We start from the raw sequence: 26785 nt of genomic DNA, 5'->3' as shown, positions 1-26785 counted from the left end.
CTAGGAAGTGCGCAAAATCAACTTATTTTTTTAGTTACTAACAAAAAATGCTGAGTAAATCTCAGTGATTTATTACTACTTTTGTGCTGAATTGATGAAAGAGATTTTTAGGGGCTTCTGAACAAGGGATGCTTACTTCTTTTTTTACGGCAATGTAAACTGTTGCTTACATTGCCGCAAAGAGGTTAGCTAATTATTTCTGGTAACTTTCTCATTATCAAATGTTGAGCTTTCTCCATATCGCACTGTTTAATATCTGTTATATTCTCAGTTAGCTCATCTAAAATTCTATTCTGAATTTTCCCTCGCTGAAAAGCTTCTGAGTAGGGAAGCCGATGGAACATCACCATTGAATATCTTGGGATGAAGTGATTGGGCCAGCGCTTTTCTAACTCAAAAGAAAGTTGCTTTTTTAATAGATAACGAGCATCGTTAACAGAGTCGCGCATTTCTATGTAGTTCTCTAGAGCCATATCGGCAATGGCGTTGCCATTATCAATACGTCGCTTTTCTGTTTCGGCAAAAACTTGCTGCCAATCATCACCAAATTGCTCAATGCATTGATCGAAGTCCCAGACATCTTCAAAACCGCAATTCATTCCCTGGCCATGAAAAGGTACAATCGCATGAGCCGCGTCGCCAAGTAACAGTGCTTTATCCTGATAGTACCAGGGAGAAGTTCGTACCGTAGCCAAACGACCTGTTGGATTATTGAAGTAGTCATACTCTAAGTCAGGAAGCAACGCTTTTGCATCGGGGAACTGCTCGGCGAAGAAGGTTTCCAGAGAGGTTTTATCTTTAATACTTTCAAAGCTTACGGGACCTTCGTTAGGCATAAACAGGGTCACTGTAAAACTGCCATCTATATTCGGCAAGGCAATGACCATATAACCACCACGAGGCCATATATGTAAGGCGTTCGGTTCCATCTGAAAGTCACCGTTGGGCGATGGTGGAATACAGAGTTCTTTGTAGCTATGGTCTAAAGGCTCAACACTATTTTTGCCATTTTGTTTTTGCTGAATAGATTCTCGAATGGCCGAAGCGCTGCCATCAGTTCCGATAACACGCGTAAAAGTATGTCGATATTGGTTGCCGTTTTCTTCATCCACAAGTAGCAGTTCGTTGTTATCAAAGTCGATGCTTTCGCAGCGTTGATTAAAACGAATGGATACGTTACCTAACTGCTCTGCCTGAGTCATACAAAGCTTATTTAAGTCGGCTCGGGAGACAGAATAGATAACCTCTTCAGGACGTTGCCCATAAGGCTGTAAGCTCTGGTTTCCTGATTTATCGTGAATCATGCGTCCTTTCATTGGTGTTAGCATAGGGCTAACATGATCCATCAAACCTGCTTGTTGCAATGGATAAATGCCTCGATTGGCTAGCGCCAGGTTAATGGAACGGCCAGCAGAAATGTTTTCTTTGCGCATATCTGGGCGGCGCTCGAATATTTCGACATTAAAACCTCTTCTCGCCAGGTAAACAGCGAGCAAGCTTCCTACCAAGCCAGCGCCAATGAGCGTAATGTTTTTATCTGACATGTTATGGGCTCCGGCTTATTCTGGTTGCAGACTTTGTTTAAGAATTTGTACAAAGCGATAACAATCTTCGAAGCTGTTATAAAGAGGCACCGGAGCGACACGAATAACATTCGGATAGCGCCAATCACCGGTGACTCCTGCCGCTTCAATACGCTCAAAAACCACTTTGCCATCAATGCCATGAGTATCGACTGTTAAACTCAATTGGCTACCGTGGGCTTTGTCTTCTGTCGGTGTCAGAATATTAATGTCTTCACCTAGCTCCTGCTCCAACAAAAAGCGCAAGAACCCAGTGAGCTGCAAGGATTTTTCTCGCAACGCTTTGATACCGCCAGCCTGTTTGACAGTATCCAGCGAGGCGCGAATAGCCGCTAAAGAAAGGATGGGGGGATTAGATACTTGCCAGGCTTCGGCGCTTTCCATAGGAATAAAGTGATTGGCCATCTTAAAGCGTGTTTCTTTATCGTGTCCCCACCAGCCAGCAAAACGGTTCAAAGATTTGTCACTGTGATGGCGCTCGTGTACGAAACATCCTGCAACAGAGCCGGGCCCTGAGTTGAGGTATTTATAAGTACACCAGCAAGCAAAGTCTACATTCCACTGATGCAATGACATGGTAATGTTTCCGGCGGCATGAGCCAGATCAAAACCCACTTTACACCCTTTGTTATGTCCTGCTTTGGTAATGGCTTCCATATCGAACACCTGCCCTGTGTAATATTGAACACCAGGTAGCATAATTAATGCAATGGAATCACCTTCTTCTTCGATTAAGGCCATGAGATCTTCGTCACGGATCAGCTCTTCGCCTTCTCGAGGTTTAATCAGTAACATCGACTCGTCAGGATTAAAACCATGGTAACGGATCTGTGATTCAACCGCATAATGATCAGAAGGGAATGCATGATCTTCGATAAGAATTTTATGTCGTGTTGCCGTTGGTCGATAGAAACTTACCATCATAAAGTGCAGGTTGGCAGTGAGCGAGTTCATGGCAACCACCTCACTGGTCTTGGCTCCTACCAGATCTGCAAAGCCTTCACTGAGAAATTCGTGATAGGGCATCCAGGGAAAGTCGCCAGAAAAATGTCCTTTCACTCCCAGCTTTTGCCACTGCGATAATTCGTAATTTAAATACTCTTGTGTTCTTGATGGCTGTAAGCCCAAAGAGTTTCCACAAAGATAAATTTCATCTTCACCATTGCTGTGCTTAGGGATATGAAATTGCTCACGCATCGGTGCCAAAGGATCATTGGTATCCATTTTTTTTGCGTAAGCTAAACTATTTTCGAAAGTCATTCTATTAACTCCAGAGGATAAATAATCGGACGGCTAGGAGCGGCGTCTGACAAAAATTGTGGTAGTTGCAAGCTAAGCAGGTAGTTGCCATCAGTTACGGCAGTGGACACATAAATCAACTCGGTAATCGTTCGTTGAGTTTTTGAGTCTGCACTTAGAGCATGAGTTTCTGCTGCTACCTGCCAAAAGTGATGGTGGTTAGAGAGCTTTCCATCGTCGTACATTTTGTCGATAGAAGGAAAGTCGACAAGCAAATGTTCTACACCGCGTTCTAATAGATACAATAAGGCATCATTGGTAAAAAAGGGCGGTTCACGATCAGAGTTATATACCCAGCTTTGTTTTTCAGTTGGATTGGGAAGTGTTCGTACAATAAGTGCTTTTTGCCAGGACGATGATGTAGTTGCTAAAACCTGTTCCAACATTGCACGAGAAATTGTTAAGTCATTATCTTGCAACGGTGGCTGGTAACTTTCATCAATCGAGCTTGCTACTTGAGGTGTCACGGTTATAAGCGTGGCGGGCATTAACTCTGTGGCCAAATCTCCAACCATGACATCATCATTTACGATATGAGAAACCGATTCTGTATGAGTACCATTGCAGTGAGGTATCAGCTCAAGAGTGCGCACATTACAGCTACCACCACGGCTTGTGTCACCCACAAAGCCTACGGCTTCAAGAGTTTTGGCTGTAGCAGGAGGGACACCAAAATGATTCGGCTGTTCACCATTAAAGGCTAATGGGATCGAAAGACTCTGTGCCTGGTCCCAGCGAATCTGATAACGCTGTTGGTTCAGCTCTAGTTGCAGTTTCATTGTCTGCTCTCCATCAATATGGATCTATCGATACCCGACCATTTCGGTAAGGCATGACTATCAAGAGTTAGCATTAGATTGGAGTCCCTGGAGCGACGCCTTCAAGCTGTAGTTTATTTTGCTTTGGCATAACCGTTTGGCATTGATCACAAGTGCGATGCTGTTCGCTATTTAAGAAACGGTCAAACACGGGGAAAAAATCTTTCTCGACATCGGTAAGATGAAAGTACTCCTCATACAGTTTGTGATTGCAGTTTTCGCAGAACCACATAAGCCCATCATTTTCTTCGGGACGTCGAACTTGCTCAATCACCAAACCAATAGAGTTTGCATAGCGAATGGGAGAATGAGGAATTTTGGCAGGGAGTAAAAAGATTTCTCCCTGCTTGATGGGGTAGTCTACAATTTTTCCATTCTGTTGCGTTCTCAGCAGCATTTCGCCTTCTAGTTGATAAAAGAACTCTGGACCTTCATTAAAGTGATAGTCTCGACGGCCATTGGGCCCACCGACGACCATAATGATCATGTCGCCTTCACGATAAACTTCTTTGTTACATACGGGTGGCTTGAGTTTGTCGCGGTTATCGTCAATCCACTGTTGAAAGTTTATTACTTGCATCGGTGCTGTCATGGTTCTGGTCCTTTTTATTGCTGGCTTAAAGTGTGGCGATGCACTTTAATTCGATTGCGATAGGCGTTGGAAGCGAGTTGATTTCTACCGTTGTTCGGCAAGGTTGGTTGCTCTGGAAATACTCGGCATAAATTTTATTGTAGGTTTTAAAGTCATCTTTCATATTGGTTAAAAAGACAGTGACATCAACCAGTTTGTCCCAACTTGATCCTGACTCTTCAAGAATCATGCGTACATTATCAAAAACGCTACGACATTGAGCTTCAATATCATAATCAACAATATCGCCAGCCTCATTCAGAGTGACGCCTGGAATGTCTTTGGTACCTCGTTGACGTGGGCCGACACCAGACAAAAACAACAAGTCTCCGACTTTTCGTGCATGGGGGTAAAGTCCAACGGGTTCTGGGGCTTTTTGCGAATCAAATCGATCACTGTGACTCATAATGGATTCCTTAGATGTTATTGATAGCTGTGCTCAGTAAAGTGATTGGCACATTAACTACCAGACATTATTTGTTGTTATGGAAAATAAGAATAGTTGCAGAAGTCGAACTTAGCCGTTCGATATTGCAAAAAGATATCTACAGCAAGATTGCCGTATGAATGGGGTTAGCTCAGTACGCTTTTGCAGCCGTTGCGGCTGGCAAAAATAGAGCTGGATGTTTTGTTGATTGACATAAACATATTCATAGCGGTTTTATACTGCGAAAACGAGCTTTTGTAAAGCATTTGAGTTGTGGCTCGATTAAGGTTTGACCAGGAGCAGAAAGGGCATTCAAAGCGCGAGTTAAGGGCGTTCTGGCTCTGCGATACCGTATTTGCTATTCCTATCTCATCGATCTAAGGTTGTGCTAAATAGAGTCGTTTGGAGAGCTAGATGAACTTTCCCCAGATTAAGAATTTTGCTTTGATATTAATGGTCTTAACGACCTTTACTGCATCTTGCTGGTCAAAAGATGATGTTAGCAAGCCGTTTGTGAGACCCGCTGAGTGGGCTCAGCCTTTAGTGACACAAGAGCTGGAAAATTGTTTTCAACTGGATGAGGGAGTGTATCGTTGCGGCCAGCCTGATAAAAAGGGATTTGATGAACTTTGGCGTCTGGGAGTACGTGAAGTCCTTAATTTGCGCGAATTCCATTCTGACGATGATGAGGCAGAAAAATTTGCGTTTAATTTGCACCGCATCAAGATGAATGCTGCAACAGTAAGCGAAGCACAGCTATTACAGGCTTTAAAGGTAATTACTCAACGCAAGCAACCCATCATGTGGCATTGCTGGCATGGCTCTGATCGTACCGGGGCTGTGGCCGCTGCCTACCGTATTGTTGTGCAGGGTTGGAGTAAAGAGAAAGCCATTGAGGAGATGTTGCTAGGGAGCTATGGCTTCCATAAGATCTATGACAATTTGCCCCAACTCTTGGCAAATTTAGATGTACAAAAAATGCGCAAGCAATTGAAGCTGAATGATGAACAGAAAAAAAATCCATAAATAAGGGAATAAAATGGTGTCGGCTGCGTTTTATTAGTAACGATTAAATATAAGAAGCAGGAGTATTTCGTTGGTGCAACTGAATCAATATTACATTGAGCACTCAAAAGGGGCTTATGCTTTAGCAGCCCAAATGCTGGGCTGCCAGCAGGATGCTCAAGATGTTGTTCAGGATAGTCTGCATACCATTTTGAAGCACTCGGCGGTACCGACAGAATCGGGTCAATTTAAAGCTTGGTTTTATACGATTGTGCGTAATAAAGTGATTGACCGATTACGTACTCGTAAGCGCCGTCCAACCGTCGATGCAGAGGAAGCCTCCTTGACTGCGGCCGAATGCAACGAGCCTGAGGCCTCTTTGCATCAAAAGCAGGTACAGCTACAGATTCAACAGGCGCTAAGCGAATTAAGCGAAGCACAGCGAGAAATTATTCTATTAAAAGATTGGCAAGGCTTTAGTTATGCCGATATTGCCAGAATTTTAGGGGTAGAAAATGGCACTGTGATGTCGCGACTGCACAGAGCACGTATGGCTTTGAGAGAAAAGCTGGCTATGTTGTCCGATCACAAGACGTTGAAAGGCTAAAACTATGACTGAGCAATGTAAACAAATTGAAACCTTACTATCGGGTTATATAGATGGCGAGTTGACTCAGCAGCAGTCACAGAAAGTTCATTTGCATATATCGTCCTGCGACGATTGCAGGAAGATGTTAGAGGAACTAAAACAACTGAAAGTTAATGTTGGTAATATGGAGAAACCCGCGATGCCTGAAGAAATATTGGATGAAATCATGCAAGATGCACCTGCTCGTTCGATGCAAACCATTGGCTGGTTTTTGTTGAGTGTTGGTTGCTCTTTTCTTGTTGCTTTTTGTGGTTTTCATTTTTTCTTTAGCAGCGACATTCCAATCTTTTTGAAGCTTATTTACAGTGGCATTTTTGGCGGATTGTTCTTTTTGTTTATCAGTGTTTTAAGGCAGCGTCTTATTGCTCGAAAAACGGATCGTTATAAGGGGGTAGATTTATGAGTCATATTCTAGTGGTTACCACTGATGACATTGCAAACAAAAAAATAGTAAAAACATTGGGCTTGGTGAGAGGCAATACTATTAGAGCTCGCCATGTTGGAAGAGATATTCTCGCTGGATTACGCACCATTGTTGGTGGTGAAGTTCATGAGTACACAAAGCTTATGGCAGAAAGTCGTGAACAGGCGTTGGATCGTATGGTCGATGAAGCTCGTTCAATGGGAGCTAATGCGATTGTTTCGACTCGTTTTACTACCAGCTTGATGGCGCAGGGTGCTGCAGAATTGCTCGCATTCGGCACTGCGGTAGTCGTTGAAGATATTTAACAGCTCGACCAGCCAACTCTATAAAATAAGAGTTGGCTGAACTTTTAATTTAGTCTCTAAAATTATTAAACTGAAATGGCTGATCAAGATCCGAATCTCTTACTAATGCCATGACAGCTTGCAGATCATCACGCTTTTTTCCAGTTACTCGAACTTGCTCACCTTGAATGGCCGCTTGGACCTTTAATTTAGATTCTTTTATCATCTTAACAATTTTCTTTGCGGTGTCTTTATCAATGCCTTGTTTAAAAGTTACGTTACGACTAAAGGTTTTACCCGTATGGTCGATTTCTGAAGTATCCAGGCAACGTGGATCTAGTTTTCGCTTCACACAGTTTGAACGCAAAATGTCCAACATTTGTTTCAATTGAAATTCGGCTTCTGCTTTTAGTTTGACACTGTCTTTGTTGAACTCAAAGCTGGCTTCTATCCCTCTAAAGTCAAATCGGGTGTCCAGTTCTCGGTTTGCATTTTCAACAGCATTACGAACTTCACTCAACTCAATTTCTGACACTAAATCAAAAGAAGGCATGGTTTTTCTCTAGTTATTAGGACTAGACACAAGGATAAAGCAATTATTTTCAGTTGCAAGTGCTTGTCAGAGGAGTCGAGCAATAGCTGGATTGAACAGGCATCCAGAGGATTTGGGTGGATATGAATCTCGTTAATGAGATTATCTTTGGTGAAACCGGAAATTCGTCATATCGATTTATTTATCTCATTATGACAGACTAGGATGTTAAATTTTGCGACCATTCAAATTCTGAGGGCTTGGGTAATGAAAAAGCATTATATGGTGGGGGTTGGTTTAGCCAGTCTAATGTTGACGGCTTGTGAACCATCAACGCCTGAGTCAGGTACCACTAAACCTGTAGTAGATAAAACGGCAGAGAATGCTGTAGAGAATAAAGACTCGTCATCAACTCAACATATTGAGCAATTATTTAAGCAAACGACGCATGCTTTTTTTGGCGATCGAAGTTTGACCGCAACGCTATTTGGTTTGTCTGCCGAAGATGCTGGTGGAAAGTTCAGTCATCGTTTAGAAGACTATACGCCAGAAAAAGAACAACAGTTTCGCGCCGCTCTACAGGGTTATGAACAAAAGTTAAAACACGTGGCTTTGCAAAATGTTGACACCGAACTTGCAGATAATGTTCGTGTGATGGCTAATCTAGCTCGTTATTACTCTGGGGCACCGGGCTTTGACGTAGGTTACATTGATGGTTGGATGGGGCATTCGCCTTTTATTGTGAACCAAATTAATGGCCCAACGATTGATATTCCTAACTTCATGCAGAACAGTCACGTGATTCACAATCTGCAAGATGCAGAAGACTACATTCAACGCTTGCATGGTTTTAAGCAACTCATGGAAAGCATTCGAGCCAAGTTGATGGCTGATGCCAAACAAAACTGGTTGCCGCCAAAAGTGCTTATCGAAAAGGCATTACACTTTCTTGACGGATTTACCAAAACCAAGGTGAGTGAGCATGGACTTGTAAGTAACTTTGTCGAAAAATTAAGCAAGGTCGAGGGTATCTCTGCTGAAGATAAGCAGAAGCTTATCAAGCTCGCTGAGCACGAAGTAGAACATTCCGTCTATCCAGGCTATCGTCTGGTGGCAGAAGCGATGCGCAAGCTATTGCCACAAGGAAGAGCTGAAGCGGGGATATGGGCGCAACCTAATGGTGAAACTTTTTATCGTGATGCGGTTAAGCAATTAGGCGATACCAATCTATCACCCGAAGCTATACATCAAATTGGGTTGGATGAAGTAAAACGAATCACGGCAGAGATGGATCGTATTTTACTGGCTCAAGGTTATAAAGAGGGTACTGTTGGCGAACGTATGACAGCACTCAATGAAGAGCCGCGTTTTTTGTATGAAGATTCCGACGAAGGACGTGCGCAGCTGTTAAAAGATCTCAATACCATGATTGAAGAAATTAATGTACGCATGCCGGAGTTGTTTGCTACCAAACCCCCTTATCCTGTAGAAGTTCGTCGCATCCCAATTGCAACACAGGACGGTGAAGCTGGTGGACGTTACACACCACCAACGTTAGATGGCAGTGTTCCAGGTATCTACTGGATTAATTTGCGAGACATGAAAGCCAACCCTAGATTCGATCTAAAAACCTTAACTTATCACGAGGCCAATCCTGGGCATCACTGGCAAATTGCATTGAATATGTCGTTAGATAGTCTGCCAGTATTAAGGCGCATTGCACCTTATAATGCTTATGTCGAAGGATGGGCACTTTATTCTGAGCTGGTAGCCTGGGAAATGGGGATGTACAAGGATGATCCATTCGGTGATCTTGGGCGATTAAAAGCCGAACTGTTTCGAGCGGTTCGCCTGGTTGTCGATACAGGACTTCACTACAAAAAGTGGACACGAGAAGAAGCTATCGACTACATGGAGAAAACAACAGGAACCGCGCGCTCTGATGTGGTGGCCGAAATTGAGCGCTATATGGCTTGGCCTGGTCAGGCACTGGGCTATAAACTCGGCATGTTAAAAATAGTTGATCTGCGCAATCAGGCAAAGCAAGCGCTTGGTGATAAGTTCGATATCCGTCAATTTCACGATCTGGTGCTGCTTGGTGGTGCGATGCCTATGCGAGTACTTGAAGAGAAAGTGGATAGTTGGATTAAGGCACAGTTGTAATTACTCTGATAAGCTGAGCTCATTTATTGGTTCATGTCGAGCGACATGAACCAAGTTTTTCCTATCTATATTCCTTATTAAATGTGGTTGATTTATAGACAGATCACGCAAGAAAGCGTGATTTTAATGTGCCCTGTCTGTGATCTTAAAAAAGAGCTTTGTTAGAAATTTTATGAAGGAATTCTTAAGATAAAGAATCACAATAATTAAATATTTATATTTCAATTACTTAAGTTAGGCCTGTTCTATTTACCAAATATTCTAACTTCTAATAAAAAGGTGTTTCGTCGCGTGTATAGAGTTTCGCTTCACTCAAAAGAGGTCTACCTAATGTGGCTAAGTAGTATCGCCTACCGCCCATAAGTTTCCTGTTTCTATATCCCTCGTAGTCATTATTGTGTTCTAAATTGGAATAACGATTGAGTTCAAACGTTAGTGTATTGATGAGAGCTCATCGAGCAATCATAGGTTCCTGTTTTCGATGCGACAAAGATCCGTCCCATGGTTGACGGGATACTTTTTGTTCATTATGTGCGTCTTTTTCTATCTGGTGTGCGTCTAGTTACAGGTGGGCGGACACTTTTTTATGGTCAATACTCATAGAGTCCAGTCTATAAGTTTGTCATTACGAAGTTCGCAGTGTTTCGATAAACTGATGAGGCAAGTTGTAAGTGATTCGCATTATTATTCTAATCTGCTTGGTCTATACCATTGGACACAGCAGTATAACCAGTGCCCGTATTGAGAAAGTGGTCGACAGTTTTGGTCGAGGCTACGTGAGAGCAATCGGTTCAGACGAAAACGGCGTTCTTTGGGTCGGGCTAAATTTAGGGCTTTGGTATTTCAACGGAAAGCGCTTTATTCAGTTTCAAGATAGTGATAATGCCGTCGGTGAGCGGATTATCCGTGGTATTCAAAAAGGAAGTCAGGGAACGCTCTGGCTAAATACCGACGCTGGTATTAAGCTATTGAATCCGCATAAGAAAAAGCTCATTTCCTTTGAGTTTCTTCCTCCTCAGTATCGAATGAAAATGCATCTGGATGATAACGGTATGTTGTGGTTCGATGCGGACGAACAATATATCTATCGCTTCAACACTAGCAAGCACATTGTTGAAAAATTCGCCTATTTAAATCCTGAGATCACAGATGCTCAAGAACACTGTGGCCGCCCTGTTATTCGTGCGTTTTTTGAGACTCAAAACGATATTTCCTTTGCTATGTGTCGAGGAGTATTTAACTACTCCAAAAAAAGTCATGATATCGAACGGCAGAAATATCATAGCTACAATGAAAGCCTGGCTTTTTATTGGCACCTACTAATCAGCGAAGCTTCTTTCGGGAGTTCCTATGGGTTAAATAAATATCTCACTTGTGGAGTAAACGGCAGGCCCAGTGCGACTCTCGAAGCATCCATACTCGGCGACAAATTTTTAATAGTAGGAACAGAAAAAGGCCTCACTCTATGTTCTGTTGATGGTAGTACTAAAACACGAATGATTGATGTGTCAAGTCAGCACTCTCCTTTGTACAGTAATCGAATTTTATCATTGCATAAAACAGAAGATGGTGTTGTCTGGATAGGCACTGCTGGAGGCTTAAGTCGGTTGGATTTAAACGAACCACACGTTGGGCATATTGAGACTTTTAGCTCCAATACTGGCTCAACATCTCAAGCATTTTCGGTCAAAGTCATCAATGATAATTTATGGGTAGGAACAAGTAACGGAGTTTATATATATGGAAAAGATCATCAGCTGCTAAAGCATATCTCCAATGAGCAATATGGCAAAAACAATCTGGCCCCTGGATATGTTATGAAAATTGCACAACTTGATTCTGGCTCTGTATTGATAGGCAGTTTGCGTGGGCTGACTTTAGTCAATCCTTATCACTATGGTGTGATTGATAAATCAGGTTTAGGAGAAGGGGCCGTTTCTTCGATTAATGAAGGTATTTTTGACATCGAAGAAACATCGACTGATATATGGATGCAAGCAGAAGAAAATCTGATTGCTATTGATAAAAGAACAGAGGAAGTAACCTACTACGATACTCAAAGTTTACCGCTGTTAAAGGATGGCGGAATGGTTTCTATGTATTATGACCGAGAAAGAAATGAGTTTTATCTTGGTAATAAAAATGGACTCTATCAGTATGACTCAGTCTGCGACTCATTTCATCAAACCTCTGTTAATTTTTTAGTTAATCTGGTTAAATCTGATGGTAAAGGAAATATCCTGTTTTTTTCTGATGCTTTGTATCGATACTTCCCTGAGATCCAGCAATACGAAAAGATTACCGCTGGCGGTGAAGGCTTTGAGGCCGGCATATACGAAGTGGATGATGACAAAATCTGGTATACCGACATCAACTCAATGTATGTGGCATTTGGTGATAATAAAAAGAAAATATCATCTGTGAAGACCGCAGGCTTCTGGATGGGTTGTAGTGATTCTAATCAATATGGAACTGTCTACTTCTGTGGTATTAGTGGTGTCTACTTCTTTAATAAGCATGAACCTAACATTAGCCAATACAGCCCTCCTATTATTTTTAGAAATATAAAAAAAGATGGCAGCAAAAATGATTTGTTGGAAGGCGGCTACATAGGCAGAGAGTCACCTCGGTTTAGACTGACTCTGGAACCAGAGCGTACCGGATTCTCGACACATGTGATCGCACTAGACTATGTAAATCCTTACACAATTCACTATCAGTATTTTTTAAAAGGCTTCTCATCAGAGTGGCAGCCCTTTTCGTTTGAAGAACGTAATCTACATTTTACCAACCTTGCTCCCGGTGATTATGAGCTGCAAGTGCGATCAACAAACCGAGATGGTGTGTGGTCTGATAATACGGTCAGTATTGATGTTCAGGTTTTACCTTTTTTCTGGCAAACCTGGTGGTTTAAGCTGGCCATTTTCGTAGTTGTTATCCTGACCGTCATTATGCTATTTCGCTTACGACTGAAGAGTCTCTCTGTGCGAGCGATGACTCTTGAAAAAATGGTTGTCGATAGAACCGAGGAAATTGCATCGAAGAATAAAGAAATTTCGAAGCTATTAGAAACGAAAGAAACCTTTATTGCCAATGTCACTCATGAGTTTAAGACACCGCTTACGCTAATTTTAGGTCCGGTAGCCGACTTAGTAGGACGAAGTCAGCCAGAGAGCTATCTTAATCGACAGTTGAGTATGATCAATCGCAGTGCTTTAAGATTGACTCGTTTAGTTGAGCACCTTCTCGACTTCTCAAAACCTTTATCGAGTGAGGAGCAGTATGTTGGAGATGTAAACCAACTGGTAAAGGTTATCGTTGAACCTTTTGAAGACATTGCCAAATCGAAACGCATTGAACTCTCTTTATCTTGCAGCGAAGAAGAGTTGTGTGTGCCTTTATCATCAGAAGAGTTAGAGAGGGTTGTTGTTAACTTGCTTTCTAACGCGATTAAGTACAATAGAAAAGGTGGGTGTGTTGATGTTTCGTCCTACATTCAAAAAGATACTTGGCGTTTTGAGGTAAAAGACACTGGACTTGGTATTCATCAAAAAGATCTGTCACGTATCTTCGAACGCTTTAGTCGATCAACTGACAGTTATCAGGAAAAAATATCAGGAACGGGTTTAGGTTTGGCTCTGGTAAAAGAAATTGTTGAAGCAAAAGGGGGATGTATTATGGTTGAAAGTGATATCGACATAGGAAGCCAGTTTACTGTCAGTCTGCCGCTGGAGAAGCGGCACAATGATCGTCAAAGACAAGAGACTGTTGATGTTAAAGCTATTCAACTAGAAGTTGATACGATTGATTTGTCGGCTGAGTTTAACCAGTCAAAAAACAATCCATTGGCGGAGTTCCATGTGCTCATTGTTGATGACAACGCAGATATGTGCAGCTATATACAGTTGTTATTGGATGAGCGTTTTAGTAGCCACTGCTGCTACGACGGTGCAGAAGGGCTTGCCTATGCTAGAGAGTATATTCCTGATCTGGTGATCAGTGATGTGATGATGCCAGAAATGGATGGCTTTGAATTTTGCCAGCAATTAAAGAGCAATGAAACAACCAGCCATATCCCTATGATATTACTAACGGCACTTAATGACTCTGAGTCCAAGATAAAAGGACTGCGTTATCTGGCCGATGACTACCTGACGAAACCTTTTAATAAAGAAGAACTTATTGTTCGGCTAGAAAATATTTTAACTATCAGAAAACTGCTGCAATCAAGAGTCAGCAACGAAATGTTGCAGAGTAAAAGCTCCATAATCACCGCTCATTCTTCAGAAGATGAAGCCGAGCAGGCTTTTGTTTTGAGGATAAAAGCGATTGTTAGCGAGAATTACCAAGATACAGAGTTTAGCCCTAAGTCGTTATATCTGGCCGCGGCCATGAGTGAGCGACAGATGCAACGAAAAATGAAAGCGGTGCTCGGTTTAACACCCGTTGAGTTTATCCGCATCTATCGTTTAGAAAAAGCGCGGGAGCTGCTGGTGACAAAACTCCCTATTGCTGATGTGGCAGAACAGGTTGGCTTTGCATCGCCAACCTATTTTTCACAGTGTTTTAAAGCACACTTTGGTGTATCACCATCGGCTTATGATGCTAGTACTTAATGCAGACGTTTTTGGGCTCGGTGAAGAAGCGTAAAGCTTCTTCGCCACCCTCTCGGCCAACACCAGAAGCTTTGACTCCGCCAAAAGGCGTTCTAAGATCGCGCAACAACCAGCTGTTGATCCAGACAATACCAAACTGCAATTGTTTAGAAAGTTTGTGACAGCGTTGCACATTACTGCTCCACACTGATGTTGCCAAACCATAGTCAGTGCCGTTGGCAAGCGCTACAGCTTCTTCATCAGTATCAAAAGGTTGCAATGTACATACGGGGCCAAAAATTTCTTCCTGATTGGTACGACATTGCAAGCTGAGCCCTTCGATGACGGTGGGTTCGACAAAGTAGCCTTGCTCGCAGCGACCCTCAAGTATTCTACGCTTTCCGCCTGTGAGTAGCGTTCCACCTTCTTCCAGAGCTAGCTGAACATAAGAGAGCACTTTATTCATGTGTGCTTCGGATACCAGCGCGCCATGCTGTGTTGACTCATCCAGAGGATCGCCGATTTTGATACGCTCAACTTCGGCAACAAAGGCTTCTTTAAAGCGATCATAAATAGAACGTTCTACATAAATTCGAGAACCACACAAACAGATTTGACCCTGATTAGAAAAGGCTGCTCGAGCGACTTCTTTGACAGTTGTTTCAAAGTCGCAGTCTGCGAAAACCAGCGTCGGGTTTTTCCCACCAAGCTCCAGTGATAACTTCTTAAACATAGGAGCTGCTGTGGCTGCCAGTTTTTTGCCGGTTGCTGTACCACCAGTAAAACTGATGGCTTTTATTCTAGGATGTTCAACAATAGCCTGACCGATTTGCGCGCCAGCACCATGTAGTATGTTCAATACACCCTTAGGCAATCCCACTTGCTGACAGATTTGTGAAAACAAATAAGCTGTCATCGGAGTCACCTCTGACGGCTTTGCAATTACTACATTACCTGCCGCCAGAGCGGGCGCTATTTTCCAGGTAAAAAGATAAAGTGGAAAGTTCCAGGGAGATATGGTGCCGACAATACCCACTGGATCGCGTAAGGTATAATTAACGCCCACATCACCCATGCCGTGACTTTCGCTAGAAAACTGCGTGCAAGCATTAGCGAAGAAACGAATATTGGCGGAGGCTCGATAGCTATCAACTGCTTTAGCAAAGGTGACGGCTTTACCGTTATCTCTAGCTTCTGCAATGGCTAATTGATCACTGGCCGCTTCTACTGCATCTGCGAGTTTGATTAATAGTCGTGAGCGTTGCTCCTGCGGCATTGCTGACCAGGCAGGAAAAGCCGCTTCTGCAGCGGCAACCGCCTGTTCTAGATCCGGCTCGGAAGACAGTGGGATCTTGGAGTAGACTTCACCTGTCGCTGGTTCAATATTATCCAGATATTCGCCACTGGCCGGAGCGATGAGTTCGCCGTCAATATAATTTAATAAGGCTTCCATTACCGACTCCTGTTAGAGACAAGCCGTTCGACCACCGTCAACGGGTAAGTTAACACCGGTAATATAAGCGGCGGCAGGAGATGCCAAAAAGCCTACAGCGTTAGCAAATTCTTCTGCTTCACCAAAACGACGCATCGGAATAATGGATTTTTCCATGACTTCTACTTCACTGATGGATTTATCCAGTTTCTTAGCTTTGTTTTGAATGATGGCTTCAAGACGAACGGTATTAGTAGCTCCTGGCAGTACATTGTTGACCGTAATATTAAACTCACCCAGTTCGTTTGCCATGGTCTTGGCCCAGTTTGCAACAGCGCCTCTTACAGTATTAGAAACACCCAGATTAGGCAGTGGTTGTTTTACGGAAGTCGAAATGACATTAACGATGCGACCGAAGCTTGCGGCTTTCATCGAAGGCAACAGGCGCTGAGCAATATTATGATTATTAATCAGATGCTGATTAAAAGCAGCCACAAAGGCATCGCTTTCTGCCTGATTGGCTGGGCCTGGCGCTGGTCCACCGGTGTTGTTAATAAGAATGTGATAATCACTCACTTGTGTTAAATGCTCATCGAGGACTGAGCAGACTTGCTCTGGCTGGCTGAAATCAGCGCACAATACATGATGTTGTTGTTCTTGAGAGTTATCTAATTCGGCCAAAACATTGGTGAGCTTGTCTTTGTTACGAGCGAAGAGAGTGACCGAAGCGCCTTGTTTAGCTAACTGAATGGCAATGGCTCGACCAATACCCTGACTGCTGCCACAAACCAGTGCGCGTTTACCTGTGAGTGCTAAATTCATCATGGAGTTATCTCTTTTTTATCATTATATAGATCACCAACTGATGCGAGTGTTTTGTGGGACAGGTCTTGCCAATCCGGCAGTCAGTGGTGAGTTATGAAGTGTTTAGGGCTGCTATTCTGTCGGAAACTGAGTGACAAATCCAGAGTGGTATCCTTACCAGAAGTTATTAAAATAACTCGACGGTATCTTCGTCGTCGTCATCGGCCGCACCGAGGCTTTCTGCGTCACTGGTCGGTCCTTCTTCGGCTTTAAATTGGCTCACCTGCTCATCCAGTGTTTGTGAATACATCATCAAGCCTTCCATGTGTTGCAGCAATTGCTGAATTTTCTCGTTGGTGTCACCTGATAAGCGCTCAATGGTTTCACCAATGGTATTTACATTGCGAGTAGCGTCAGACTGTTTCTGAGATGATTCGGCGATATTGGTAGCCATAGCATTGATGGTTTCTATATTGCGAGCAATGTGTTCCATGGACGACTGGGTTTGTTGGAGACTATCAAGCATATTAAACGTCGTTGTTGCTGCCGAGTCGATTTGTGCCATCAGATTTTCGTTAAGGGTCACGTTCTCCGAGAGAACTGCTGTGATTTCTTCGGCGGACATTTGAGTTTTTGAAGCCAGCTGTCGTACCTCATCGGCAACCACGGCAAAACCTCGACCAGCTTCTCCGGCGCGGGCGGCCTCGATGGCAGCGTTAAGAGCCAGTAGATTGGTTTGATCACTGATGGTCTTGATCACATCAACCGCATTTAGCATTGAACTGCTTTTATCATTAAATACACCCATGTCTTCTTTGAGGGTTTGCATTTGGGTGCCCATCGTACGAGCGATATCAGAAGTGCCATGCATCAGTTGATTGCCATCAATGGTGCCTTGTCTTGCATCGGCAACTGCGGCGGCGGTTGATTCGGCGCGGCTGGCAATTTCGGTACTGACTTCATACACTTCTTTGACCGATTTAATGGTCAGTTTGCTTAAGTGATAGCTGGTTTGGGTGTTTCCGGTGAGAGCACCAATATTATGTTCGGCTTCGGCTATTTTCTTGTTAACTAATTCGGCAATTTGGCTGGTATCCATCAACAGATTTTGCATATTGTTGAAGGTATTATTTAGATGTTCATCAAGCTCTCTAAAGTCACTTTCGTCAGACAATTCTACACGTACATTTAAGTTGGACTCTTTGGAGGCCAAAAGATCCAGTACCTCGATATTTTTGCGACAATAGTCTTTGCGGCGTTGAAAGGTCAATACCGCTAAACCAATCGCTGCGCCCGCCAACACCAGCGCACCCATGATAAGTATCCAAGAAACGGACTCTACCTTGCTGGTGATGTATAAAATTAGGAGCAGATTGTTGATTACGATAAAGCTCAGTAAAAGATAATGCCGTATAGTGTTTGTCACAATCGAAAAAGCCCGTGTGGATCAGTTTGTTATCATTGGTCTGTATCTAGATATAGTCAAAAGCCCCTGTTTTTTCAAATTACTTGTAATACGTGACTCTTGAGCAAAAAAATAAAATTAACAACAAAGAAGTTAGATTTAATAACGGTTTTGATAGAAGTGGGTGCTTCCTATTATTTGAATCTTTGATGAAATTCTTATGATCTTAATGTCACTTTTTTAGTATTTATTTTCAAAATATTGTTATTGAAGGCAAAAAGATGAGTGAGGTGGAATGCCAGCTCTAGGGAGAGAAGACGGCGACTCCATGGTCGCCGTGGATTGTGTTCTGATATTTATTTAAGAGATTTGAAGACACTACGTGCCGCATCAAGCGTTTTATTGAGTGTCGAATCATTGTGCGCACTCGAAGTAAATCCTGCTTCAAAAGCCGAAGGCGCCAGATACACACCATGATCTAACATGCCGTGGAAGAACTGCTGAAAACGTTCAATGTTGCAGTTAGCAACTTGCTGGTAACCTGTGATGTGAGATTCTTCACTAAAGAACAAACCAAACATACTGCCAACATGGTTGGTTGTTAGTGGAACGCCAGCTTCTTGTGCAGCTTGTTGGAAGCCTTCCACCAAAGTGTTGGTATGTTGGTAAATCGGCTCATAGAAGCCTTCTTCTTGCAGTAATTCCAATGATGCCAGGCCAGCGCTCATTGCCACTGGATTACCCGACAAGGTGCCTGCCTGATAAACCGGACCTGCAGGCGCTAAGTGTTGCATAATGTCTTTGCGCCCACCAAAAGCGCCAACGGGCATGCCGCCGCCGATGACTTTGCCGAGTGTTGTCAGGTCTGGTGTCACCTTGTAGAGCTGCTGAGCACTGCCAGCACCCACTCGAAATCCACACATGACCTCATCGAAGATAAGAACCGAGCGGTACTCGTCACACAAAGAACGTAATCCTTCCAAAAAGCCAGGAACAGGAGGAATACAGTTCATATTACCTGCAATGGGTTCTACGATAATCGCGGCAATATCTTCAGCATGGGCGCTCATCAAGGCTTTGACGCTGTCGATATCGTTAAATGTGGCCGTAAGAGTATGCTTAGCAAAGTCTTCGGGTACACCTGGTGAAGTTGGCTCTCCAAGCGTAAGTGCACCGCTACCCGCTTTTACCAGCAGACAGTCTGCATGACCATGATAACACCCTTCAAACTTGATGATTTTCTGCTTGCCAGTAAAACCTCGGGCAAGACGAATGGCCGACATGGTGGCTTCTGTTCCACTGTTCACCATGCGCACCTGTTCCATCGATGGAATGAACTGAGTCATGGCTGAGGCCATCTCGACTTCAATCGCTGTCGGTGTACCAAAACTCAGGCCATTGGCTGCCGCAGTGATCACTGCTTCGCGAATGTCCGGGTGATTATGGCCGTGTAACATGGGGCCCCAGGAGAGCACATAATCAACATAGGCTTTGCCATCGACATCGTAAACATAAGCGCCGTCGGCTTTGTCAATAAACAGAGGCGTTCCACCAACGCCATTAAATGCTCTGACGGGGGAGTTAACACCGCCTGGAATAACATTCGCAGCGCTTTGATAGAGAGATTTAGACAAACTCATGAGACATCCTTTAAATTAAGAGCGTTGGTTGGCAAGGCCGGTAAACCAGTTAACATTTCTTTCGCTGTTTTTAATTTGTCCATCGACACCAAGAATGGCCGCAAACAGCGCCATGCGAACCAGAACACCATTATCTGTTTGGCGGAAAATAGCCAAGCCTTCGGTCTGGTTCAAGTCGTTGTCTAGCTCGTTGGCCTGACTGCGAGAATCTCGGGGTAATGGATGCATAATGACCGTGTTAGGTTGGCAAAATTCGGTATAAATGTGTTTGTTTAGACGGAAGCTGCCGCGATACCTATCGGCTTCTTCTTGATCGGTAAAGCGTTCTTCTTGAATACGAGTCTGATAGACAATGTGAGAATCTTTTAAACCGGCTTCCAGATCTTGAGTTTGAGTGACTTTGTGTCCGGCATTTTCCAGTATATCCACATACTTGGTAGGCATGGACAGCGCTTCTGGCGAGACGAGTTTGATAGTCAGGTTTTTGTATAACGCCAACAGCTGACACAGTGAGTGGACGGTTCGTCCAAACTTTAAGTCACCCATTAAGGTTAGGTGTAGCTGATCAATACTGAGTGATTGAGAGGCCAGTTCTTGCTGGATAGTGAATAAATCCAGTAGCGCCTGCGTGGGATGTTCGTTGGGCCCATCGCCGCCGTTAATCACCGGAACACGGCTGCCTTCAGAAAATGCGGCAACAGAGCCTGCTTCTGGGTGGCGCATAGCGATGATGTCGCTATAACCGGATAGTACTCTTGCGGTGTCATACAAAGACTCGCCTTTGGCCAAAGCTGAGTTAGACATCCCCGTTGTTTCTCGTACTTCGCCACCTAACAGATTGAAGGCACAACCAAAGCTGACACGGGTTCGTGTGCTTGGTTCGAAAAACATATTGCCCAATATGGCACCCTCGAGTACGCGGGTGATTTTTTCTCGGCGCGCATAAGGACGCATTTGCTCGGCGATATTAAAAAGATGATTGATTAAATCCAGCGAAAAGTCTTTGACGGAAAGAACGTGTTGGCCTGCGAGATTCACGAGAGACACCTTGTTAGCTAAAACTGCGGCTATTGTAATGATTTTGGCTCTTGTTGTCTCGGTTGAGTAGAGAGTAAAAGCAGGTGTGCTTAAGACACCTGCTGCCGGTGGCTAGATCATTAGAAAGGCTTCACTACCGCCAATATGATGATGGCGAACAATAACAGCACTAATACTTCGTTGAATATACGAAAAAAAAGCGAGGATTTCTGGCAAGTATGCTGCTCAAGTTGCTTACGATAGTGACCGCAAATAAAGTGATAGATCACCACCAGCAAAACCAGAGTCATTTTGACGTGAAACCATCCAGACGCCATATAGCCTTGTGGATTAAGCCAAACCATCCAGACACCAAAAATGATCGTAAGGAACATAAAGGGGGTGACAAACCGATACAGTTTTCGGCTCATAATATTGAGCTGATCTTTCACCGCTGGCTCATCGGACAGAGTGATATTAATGAACAGTCGTGGCAGATAAAATAGCCCTGCAAACCAGCTAACAACAAAAATAAGATGGAAGGCTTTTACCCAAAAGTACATAGTGTTTTCAGACTCTTAAACCAAAGATTCTCGTCACGTTAGCTTATATCGAAGCAAATGAAAACCTCTATAATCCGCCGCTTTTCAAAGTGCAGCGGTATTGGCTGCACCCATTTTGAGATGCTCTGGATATAAGGGGCTTCATATTATTTTCGGTAGCTGTAATGAGAAACAATGGACTCTCGTGTCAGCAAGCCATAGATCTTTTCGGTCAAAGGTGCGGTTGTACGATAAACATAAACCGCGTCTACCTGTTTCTGGTCCATGGTATCCAGTGCTTCTTCCAGCGTGGCTTGCAAATAGACCGAGCTGAGCTCTTGACGATTAGCGGGTATTTTCAGCAGGTCGAGTTGTTTGGGCACTTCCTCTTCGGACTCTTTGAGCTCTACCAGGTACATGGCCAGCTCATTGGCTGACATCAGTGCAATGGGGACATTGTCTTCGCGAATGAGTACCCAGCGAGGTGTTTCTTCCAGCAGTTTTTCGGCCTCGGCTATGCTGGTCTGACGATCGTGAACGGCGATAGACCGCTCCATCACACCAGCGACACCAACACGACGCAAAAACTGGGTTAATGGACTGATCTTGAGTTCTTTTCCACGGGCAGTCATTAACGTTAAAAAGATCGACTTTTGTTTAAATACCTGGCTCACCATCAGGTTTGCGATAACCACCGAGAGCATACCTGGCAAAATGATGCCTGGGTTTCCTGTCAATTCCAGCAGTGCCATCAGTGCCGCCAATGGTGCTTGCAGTGAGGCACTCATCATGGTGGCCATACCGATCATGGCATAGAAGGGATAAATAGACGCATATTCAGGGAACAGCCAGTTACCGATAATGCCTGCCAGCGCTCCGGTCATCGCGCCGATAAAGAACGTTGGGCCAATAACCCCCCCTGGCATCGACATGCCAGAGCAGCAGACAGTCGCGATAAATTTGCCCACCAGACATAAAGCGATAATGACAAAGCCGTAGCTGCCTTGCAGGGTGGCGTTAACAGAGTCGTAGCCGATGCCCATGACTTGCGGTATACCGATAGCAATCAAACCCACAATGATTCCTGACAAGGTACACTTTATCCAGACTTCCCAGTTGGCGGTTTTTTGGGCTACCCGTGTCGTCAGATGAATAAACAGGGCGGCCAGACAACCAATGACGATTCCCATCAATAAAAAGAAGGGCATTTCCCAGAGTGATGTCAGCTCTAAGTTGGGAACAATAAAAGCGACGTTATGTCCAAACACCATTCGCGACAGCATGGCACCCGATACCGAAGCCAGGATCACTGGAATAAAGCTGGCGATGGTGTATTCCATCATGATGACTTCCATGGCAAAGATAACGCCGGCCAAAGGTGTATTGAAGCTGGCCGAAATGGCTGCGGCGCAACCACAGGCGACAAGAATTCGGATGCTGTTGTTGGGCAGTTTCAGTCGTTGTCCTAACCAGCTTCCGCTAGCAGCACCCAGATGAACGCCAGGACCCTCTCTACCTACCGACATGCCTGAAGCCAGAGTCAGGCCTCCAAGGCAAAATTGGACGATGGCGTTTTTCCAGGGCAAATATCCCTGGTGGAAAGATAAACGGTCAAGTACGTGGCCAACGCCTACTGCGCGGCGATGTTTACTGAGTTTTTGTAAGAAGAGACCAACAATAAGGCCGCCGATAATGGGCATGATAAGGCGAATGTGCCAGGGCAGTCCTTCAAAGTCACCAGCATCGGACTTAGGATGCCAAAGTACAATACCGCTCTCGGTAAAAAGACGAAATAAGATATTAGAGGCGCCTGCTAGTACGCCGCTGCACAAACCAACGATGGCCAATAATAACAGGCCGTCGGAGCGGCTAATTCTGAGTCGTATGCGGTCAATAATTGACATAAGGCTGAAATTTATACTTTTTTATTGTTCATAGGGCTTGAATTTAATGCCTTACAAGAGTTTTGCTTGTCGAGTTATCGTGGTTTTTTTTATAGTGACCACCTGATAACAGTTGTGACCGTTAAAAGTATATCAAAGATCGGCAATGTTTTAGCTTTGCTCTAGTATACAGTCATAACATAGCGGACATTTGAGCATTTCGTTGCAAAAACTTTAAGTTTGAAAGTATTCAAGCGCTAGATTTGTTATAAAAATCAAATAACTTGGATTTTTGCTCAACGTAAATGACGGTCTTCTATAAATAATAATCAAACAACGCGGATAAATGAAATTTTATGACACAAGGTGAATTGATCATAACGCAGAGGCGTGGAGCTGGATGGTATATTGCCTGGTCTCTGGTGTTTTTGATTGCGTTAACCGTCATGTTTTTTCTGGGAAGGCTAGATAGCCAACAAGAAAGAACACAATTGATGAATGAGCGAGATATACTGAATGCACAGGTCGATGACCTGGATCTGCAGTTAAAAGAAGCGCAACAAAAGGTTGTGATGCTTGATCGCTCAGCTCAGGTTGATGCGCAAGCCAGTGAAGAGATTATGGAGACCATCACGGGCTTACAACAGAATATTGATAATCTTGAAAAAGAGCTGTCGTTTTATCGAGGGATCATGGCCCCTGAGCTGGATGTTAAGGGGTTGCACGTCAACGATTTTATACTTGAGCCTTTGGTAACCAATGGCCGATATCGGTTTCAGCTGGCTCTGACTCAGGTGAAAAGTCATAAGAGCTTTTTGCAAGGTCGTGTGACTATCGCCATTGAGGGCTCTCTCAATGGCAAGGATACGGTTCATAATATGACAGAGCTGAGTTCGTTAACCGAAAAAGACATGAAGTTTCAGTTTAAATACTTTCAGCATATAAAGGGGCAATTTTCGTTGCCGGAAGGGTTTAAGCCGACGCAAGTCATCGTAAATGCGACCACTTCGGGTCGCAAATCACAAACTATTAAAAAAGCATTTCCCTGGTCTGTTTAGGAGGCACCAACAATGTGGGGCAAGAAAGATAAAAAAGTAAAAGTTCGTTCTAAAGCTGGTGCTGCCGACACCTTGATCACTCAGGACACACATATCACGGGTGATATTCAGTTTAAGGGTGTGCTGTATATCGATGGACATGTCAAAGGAGATGTCCGTGCCGATGAGCTGGAAATGTCATTACTGACAATTGGTAAGCACGGCGTGATTGAAGGGCAGGTTGAGGTGCCACACGTGGTGGTTTTGGGTAAAGTGACGGGCGATGTTCATGCATCAGAGCATATTGAGCTGCAAAGTACGGCACATATCGATGGCAATGTTTATTACAAGCTGATTGAAATGGCCATGGGCGCTGAAGTTAACGGCCAGATGTTGCACCGTGAAGACAAACCTAAGCTATTGAATCACGACGGAAATGCTGAGGCGGAAGCTCCTGCAGGCGAAAAGAAAGAGCCGCAAGTGGGCGATTCGTCTGTGGTGAAGGGAAAAGCCAAAGAATCTGTAGTTGATTCGTGAGTCAGTTCGCTGAGATAATAGCCGGATCAAAGCCTTGTTTTACGAATATTGAGTAGTTACTAGATGTCAGTTGAAAACGAAACACCCTCCTTACTCGCGGTTACCGATGCCGCTTGCGCTAAGGTCAAAGAACTTCTGGAAGATGAAGATAACGCAGATCTGTGTTTACGCGTTTACGTGACCGGTGGCGGATGCTCAGGGTTTCAGTATGGTTTTCGTTTTGATGAAACCAGCACCGACGAAGACACTCGTATCGAAAAACAGGGCGTTACTTTGCTGGTTGATCCTCTCAGCATTCAATATTTGATGGGATCTACCGTTGACTACCTTGAAGGATTAGAAGGTGCTCGCTTTGTATTGAACAACCCCAATGCAACCAGTACTTGTGGTTGTGGAGCCTCTTTTTCTATTTAACCTCCGGCAAGAGGTTGAGTGCTGATTCAGCGATACCCAAAGTATTTCGAATTTTGCTAAGACTGCAAGCATTCCGAAAGACGATGGGTATATCCTAATTTGATGATTTGAACTAATCTTGATTCCATTGTCTGCTAGGCGGTGACCTCACAGCCTTTTGACCAACCCCTATTGAGTAAACTCTATGACCTTTGCTTCCCTTAAGCTTATTGATCCATTGCTACAAGCCATATCTGAGCAAGGATATGATAAGCCTTCGCCTATTCAGCAAGAAGCTATCCCTGCCATATTAGCTGGTAAGGATGTGATGGCTGCAGCACAAACTGGGACTGGCAAAACTGCTGGATTTACTCTGCCAGTGTTACAGAAGCTGAGCGAAGGTGACAAAGCGCGGTCAAATCATGTGCGAGCCCTGATCTTAACACCGACCCGCGAGCTTGCGGCACAGGTTGGCGAGAGCGTAAAAACTTATTCGGCTAATATGCCGATCCGTTCGCAGGTGGTTTTTGGTGGCGTCAAAATTAATCCACAAATGTTACGGTTGCGCAAAGGCGTTGATGTTTTAGTGGCAACTCCTGGCCGACTTATGGATTTATTCCAGCAGAATGCCATTAAGTTTTCTCAACTAGAATTTTTAATTCTTGATGAAGCTGATCGTATGTTGGATATGGGCTTTCTGCCTGATATTAAAAAAATACTCGCGTTGTTACCCAAAACGAGACAGAGCTTGTTGTTTTCGGCAACTTTTTCGGATGATATTCGAACCTTGGCCAAGGGGCTATTAAAAGAGCCAGTTTCGATTGAGGTAAGCCCACGTAATGCGACGGCGCAAACAGTCAAACAGTGGCTGCACCCAGTTGATAAAAAACGCAAAGCGGCACTACTTAGCTACTTGATTGGTCATCATAACTGGGAACAAGTGTTAGTCTTTGTTCGTACAAAAAGGGGAGCGAACAAGCTGGCTTATGATCTCGAAAAAAATGGTGTTCAGGCGGCTGCCATTCATGGAGACAAAAGCCAGGGAACTCGAACGCGAGTACTTAAAGAATTTAAAGAGGGTAAATTGCGAGCACTAGTGGCAACAGACATTGCTGCTCGAGGACTGGATATTGATCAGTTGCCTCAAGTGGTTAATTTTGATTTGCCAAATGTAGCAGAAGACTATGTGCATCGAATTGGACGTACAGGGCGAGCAGGAAGTCGTGGGCACGCTATCTCATTAGTGTCTGCAGATGAAGTAGATTCGCTATCGGATATTGAGAATTTAATTCGACAAAAAATTTCTCGCAAATTTATTGATGATTTTATTCCTGAGCACACTGTTCCTGAAACACGACTGAAAGCTCAAAAAAAGAAAAAGCCACATAAAAAGAAATTAGCAAAAGCTAAAGAACGCGACGAAAAAAATCAAACGGCTGCACCAAAAGATCGAACCCGTGGCAAGGCCAGTCGAAAAAAGCCTGGCTTTATCACAAAAAAGAAAAAGCCAACAACAAAACGTCGCAGTCAATAATATTCTGTTTAAAGTGTAGCAGCTTGCTCTATTTGTTATTTTTTTAAGTAGGCTGCTTTTAAAATTAATAAAGTTATCTATAGAATTTTTCTTTCAGTAAAAAGCACTCTTCCTTATCTTTATAAAAATTCTAAGCCTATTATCTTGGTTA

General features: G+C 43.8%; 24 protein-coding genes. 11 read left to right on the top strand and 13 right to left on the bottom strand.

What is annotated here, in order from left to right; all coding sequences use genetic code 11:
• Positions 1-185: 185 nt before the first annotated feature.
• From NH399_RS23930 to NH399_RS23910, 5 genes are all read right to left on the bottom strand, one after another.
• Positions 186-1544: an NAD(P)/FAD-dependent oxidoreductase gene (locus tag NH399_RS23930; protein ID WP_253043860.1), complete on the bottom strand. Its 1359-nt coding sequence runs from the start codon at positions 1542-1544 to the stop codon at positions 186-188.
• Between the two features lie 15 nt (positions 1545-1559).
• Positions 1560-2843 (bottom strand): kynureninase, encoded by a 1284-nt coding sequence (gene kynU / locus NH399_RS23925; RefSeq protein ID WP_253043858.1) that lies wholly within the window; start codon positions 2841-2843, stop codon positions 1560-1562.
• The gene (locus tag NH399_RS23920) at positions 2840-3661 is read right to left on the bottom strand and encodes a cyclase family protein (protein ID WP_253043857.1); all 822 of its coding nucleotides are present in this window, start codon (positions 3659-3661) and stop codon (positions 2840-2842) included. Before NH399_RS23920 ends, kynU begins: the two co-directional genes overlap by 4 nt.
• Positions 3662-3734: 73 nt before the next feature.
• Positions 3735-4292, bottom strand: coding sequence for a 3-hydroxyanthranilate 3,4-dioxygenase (locus NH399_RS23915; protein ID WP_253043856.1), 558 nt, complete (start codon positions 4290-4292; stop codon positions 3735-3737).
• A gap of 25 nt (positions 4293-4317) precedes the next feature.
• Entirely contained in the window at positions 4318-4737 is a 420-nt protein-coding gene (locus tag NH399_RS23910; RefSeq protein WP_253043855.1) for a RidA family protein, read from the bottom strand.
• A 14-nt stretch (positions 4738-4751) separates the two neighbouring features.
• Here NH399_RS23910 and NH399_RS23905 point away from each other — a divergent pair, with 14 nt between their 5' ends.
• The 5 genes from NH399_RS23905 to NH399_RS23885 all read left to right on the top strand — a co-directional run bounded on the left by NH399_RS23905 (position 4752) and on the right by NH399_RS23885 (position 7141).
• On the top strand, positions 4752-4898 hold the full coding sequence (locus tag NH399_RS23905; protein WP_253043853.1) for a hypothetical protein: 147 nt from the start codon (positions 4752-4754) through the stop codon (positions 4896-4898).
• A gap of 274 nt (positions 4899-5172) precedes the next feature.
• Positions 5173-5784, top strand: coding sequence for a tyrosine-protein phosphatase (locus NH399_RS23900; protein ID WP_253043852.1), 612 nt, complete (start codon positions 5173-5175; stop codon positions 5782-5784).
• A gap of 73 nt (positions 5785-5857) precedes the next feature.
• Entirely contained in the window at positions 5858-6370 is a 513-nt protein-coding gene (locus NH399_RS23895) for a sigma-70 family RNA polymerase sigma factor (protein ID WP_253043851.1), read from the top strand.
• 4 nt (positions 6371-6374) lie between these two features.
• A complete protein-coding gene (locus NH399_RS23890; RefSeq protein WP_253043849.1) occupies positions 6375-6815 on the top strand; it encodes an anti-sigma factor in 441 nt (146 codons plus the stop codon).
• Entirely contained in the window at positions 6812-7141 is a 330-nt protein-coding gene (locus tag NH399_RS23885; protein WP_253043848.1) for a YbjQ family protein, read from the top strand. The genes NH399_RS23890 and NH399_RS23885 overlap by 4 nt, the downstream gene beginning before the upstream one ends.
• A gap of 49 nt (positions 7142-7190) precedes the next feature.
• Here NH399_RS23885 and NH399_RS23880 read toward each other — a convergent pair whose 3' ends face one another.
• The gene (locus tag NH399_RS23880) at positions 7191-7673 is read right to left on the bottom strand and encodes a YajQ family cyclic di-GMP-binding protein (protein ID WP_253043847.1); all 483 of its coding nucleotides are present in this window, start codon (positions 7671-7673) and stop codon (positions 7191-7193) included.
• A 246-nt stretch (positions 7674-7919) separates the two neighbouring features.
• Between NH399_RS23880 and NH399_RS23875 the strand changes: the two genes are divergently transcribed.
• Positions 7920-9815 (top strand): DUF885 family protein, encoded by a 1896-nt coding sequence (locus NH399_RS23875; RefSeq protein WP_253043846.1) that lies wholly within the window; start codon positions 7920-7922, stop codon positions 9813-9815.
• A 671-nt stretch (positions 9816-10486) separates the two neighbouring features.
• Positions 10487-14431: an ATP-binding protein gene (locus tag NH399_RS26040; RefSeq protein ID WP_253043844.1), complete on the top strand. Its 3945-nt coding sequence runs from the start codon at positions 10487-10489 to the stop codon at positions 14429-14431.
• Here NH399_RS26040 and NH399_RS23865 read toward each other — a convergent pair.
• From NH399_RS23865 to NH399_RS23835, 7 genes are all read right to left on the bottom strand, one after another.
• On the bottom strand, positions 14421-15863 hold the full coding sequence (locus NH399_RS23865; protein ID WP_253043843.1) for an aldehyde dehydrogenase: 1443 nt from the start codon (positions 15861-15863) through the stop codon (positions 14421-14423). The genes NH399_RS26040 and NH399_RS23865 overlap by 11 nt on opposite strands.
• Before the next feature lie 12 nt (positions 15864-15875).
• Positions 15876-16667: an SDR family oxidoreductase gene (locus NH399_RS23860; protein WP_253043842.1), complete on the bottom strand. Its 792-nt coding sequence runs from the start codon at positions 16665-16667 to the stop codon at positions 15876-15878.
• 166 nt (positions 16668-16833) lie between these two features.
• Positions 16834-17961, bottom strand: a complete 1128-nt coding sequence (locus NH399_RS23855) for a methyl-accepting chemotaxis protein (RefSeq protein WP_253043841.1) — start codon at positions 17959-17961, stop codon at positions 16834-16836.
• Between the two features lie 446 nt (positions 17962-18407).
• The gene (gene hemL, locus NH399_RS23850; RefSeq protein ID WP_253043839.1) at positions 18408-19691 is read right to left on the bottom strand and encodes a glutamate-1-semialdehyde 2,1-aminomutase; all 1284 of its coding nucleotides are present in this window, start codon (positions 19689-19691) and stop codon (positions 18408-18410) included.
• Positions 19692-19706: 15 nt separating this feature from the next.
• Positions 19707-20729: an aspartate carbamoyltransferase gene (locus NH399_RS23845; RefSeq protein WP_253043837.1), complete on the bottom strand. Its 1023-nt coding sequence runs from the start codon at positions 20727-20729 to the stop codon at positions 19707-19709.
• 119 nt (positions 20730-20848) lie between these two features.
• Positions 20849-21271 (bottom strand): protoporphyrinogen oxidase HemJ, encoded by a 423-nt coding sequence (hemJ, locus tag NH399_RS23840; protein WP_253043836.1) that lies wholly within the window; start codon positions 21269-21271, stop codon positions 20849-20851.
• 146 nt (positions 21272-21417) lie between these two features.
• Positions 21418-23154 carry a chloride channel protein gene (locus tag NH399_RS23835; RefSeq protein WP_253043835.1) on the bottom strand — a complete coding sequence of 579 codons (1737 nt, stop codon included), beginning with the start codon at positions 23152-23154 and terminating at the stop codon, positions 21418-21420.
• Positions 23155-23489: 335 nt separating this feature from the next.
• On the opposite strand from NH399_RS23835, the gene NH399_RS23830 reads away from it, so the two are divergent.
• From NH399_RS23830 to NH399_RS23815, 4 genes are all read left to right on the top strand, one after another.
• Positions 23490-24191: a DUF6776 family protein gene (locus NH399_RS23830; protein WP_253043833.1), complete on the top strand. Its 702-nt coding sequence runs from the start codon at positions 23490-23492 to the stop codon at positions 24189-24191.
• A 12-nt stretch (positions 24192-24203) separates the two neighbouring features.
• Positions 24204-24707 carry a polymer-forming cytoskeletal protein gene (locus tag NH399_RS23825; RefSeq protein WP_253043831.1) on the top strand — a complete coding sequence of 168 codons (504 nt, stop codon included), beginning with the start codon at positions 24204-24206 and terminating at the stop codon, positions 24705-24707.
• 63 nt (positions 24708-24770) lie between these two features.
• Positions 24771-25121 (top strand): iron-sulfur cluster insertion protein ErpA, encoded by a 351-nt coding sequence (gene erpA / locus NH399_RS23820; protein ID WP_253043829.1) that lies wholly within the window; start codon positions 24771-24773, stop codon positions 25119-25121.
• A 184-nt stretch (positions 25122-25305) separates the two neighbouring features.
• Positions 25306-26634 carry a DEAD/DEAH box helicase gene (locus tag NH399_RS23815; RefSeq protein WP_253043827.1) on the top strand — a complete coding sequence of 443 codons (1329 nt, stop codon included), beginning with the start codon at positions 25306-25308 and terminating at the stop codon, positions 26632-26634.
• The last annotated feature ends 151 nt before the right edge of the window (positions 26635-26785 follow it).

This window comes from Pleionea sp. CnH1-48, assembly GCF_024124665.1.
GTDB lineage: Bacteria > Pseudomonadota > Gammaproteobacteria > Enterobacterales > Kangiellaceae > JAMXSB01.
This window is presented reverse-complemented; position numbering and strand designations above follow the sequence as displayed.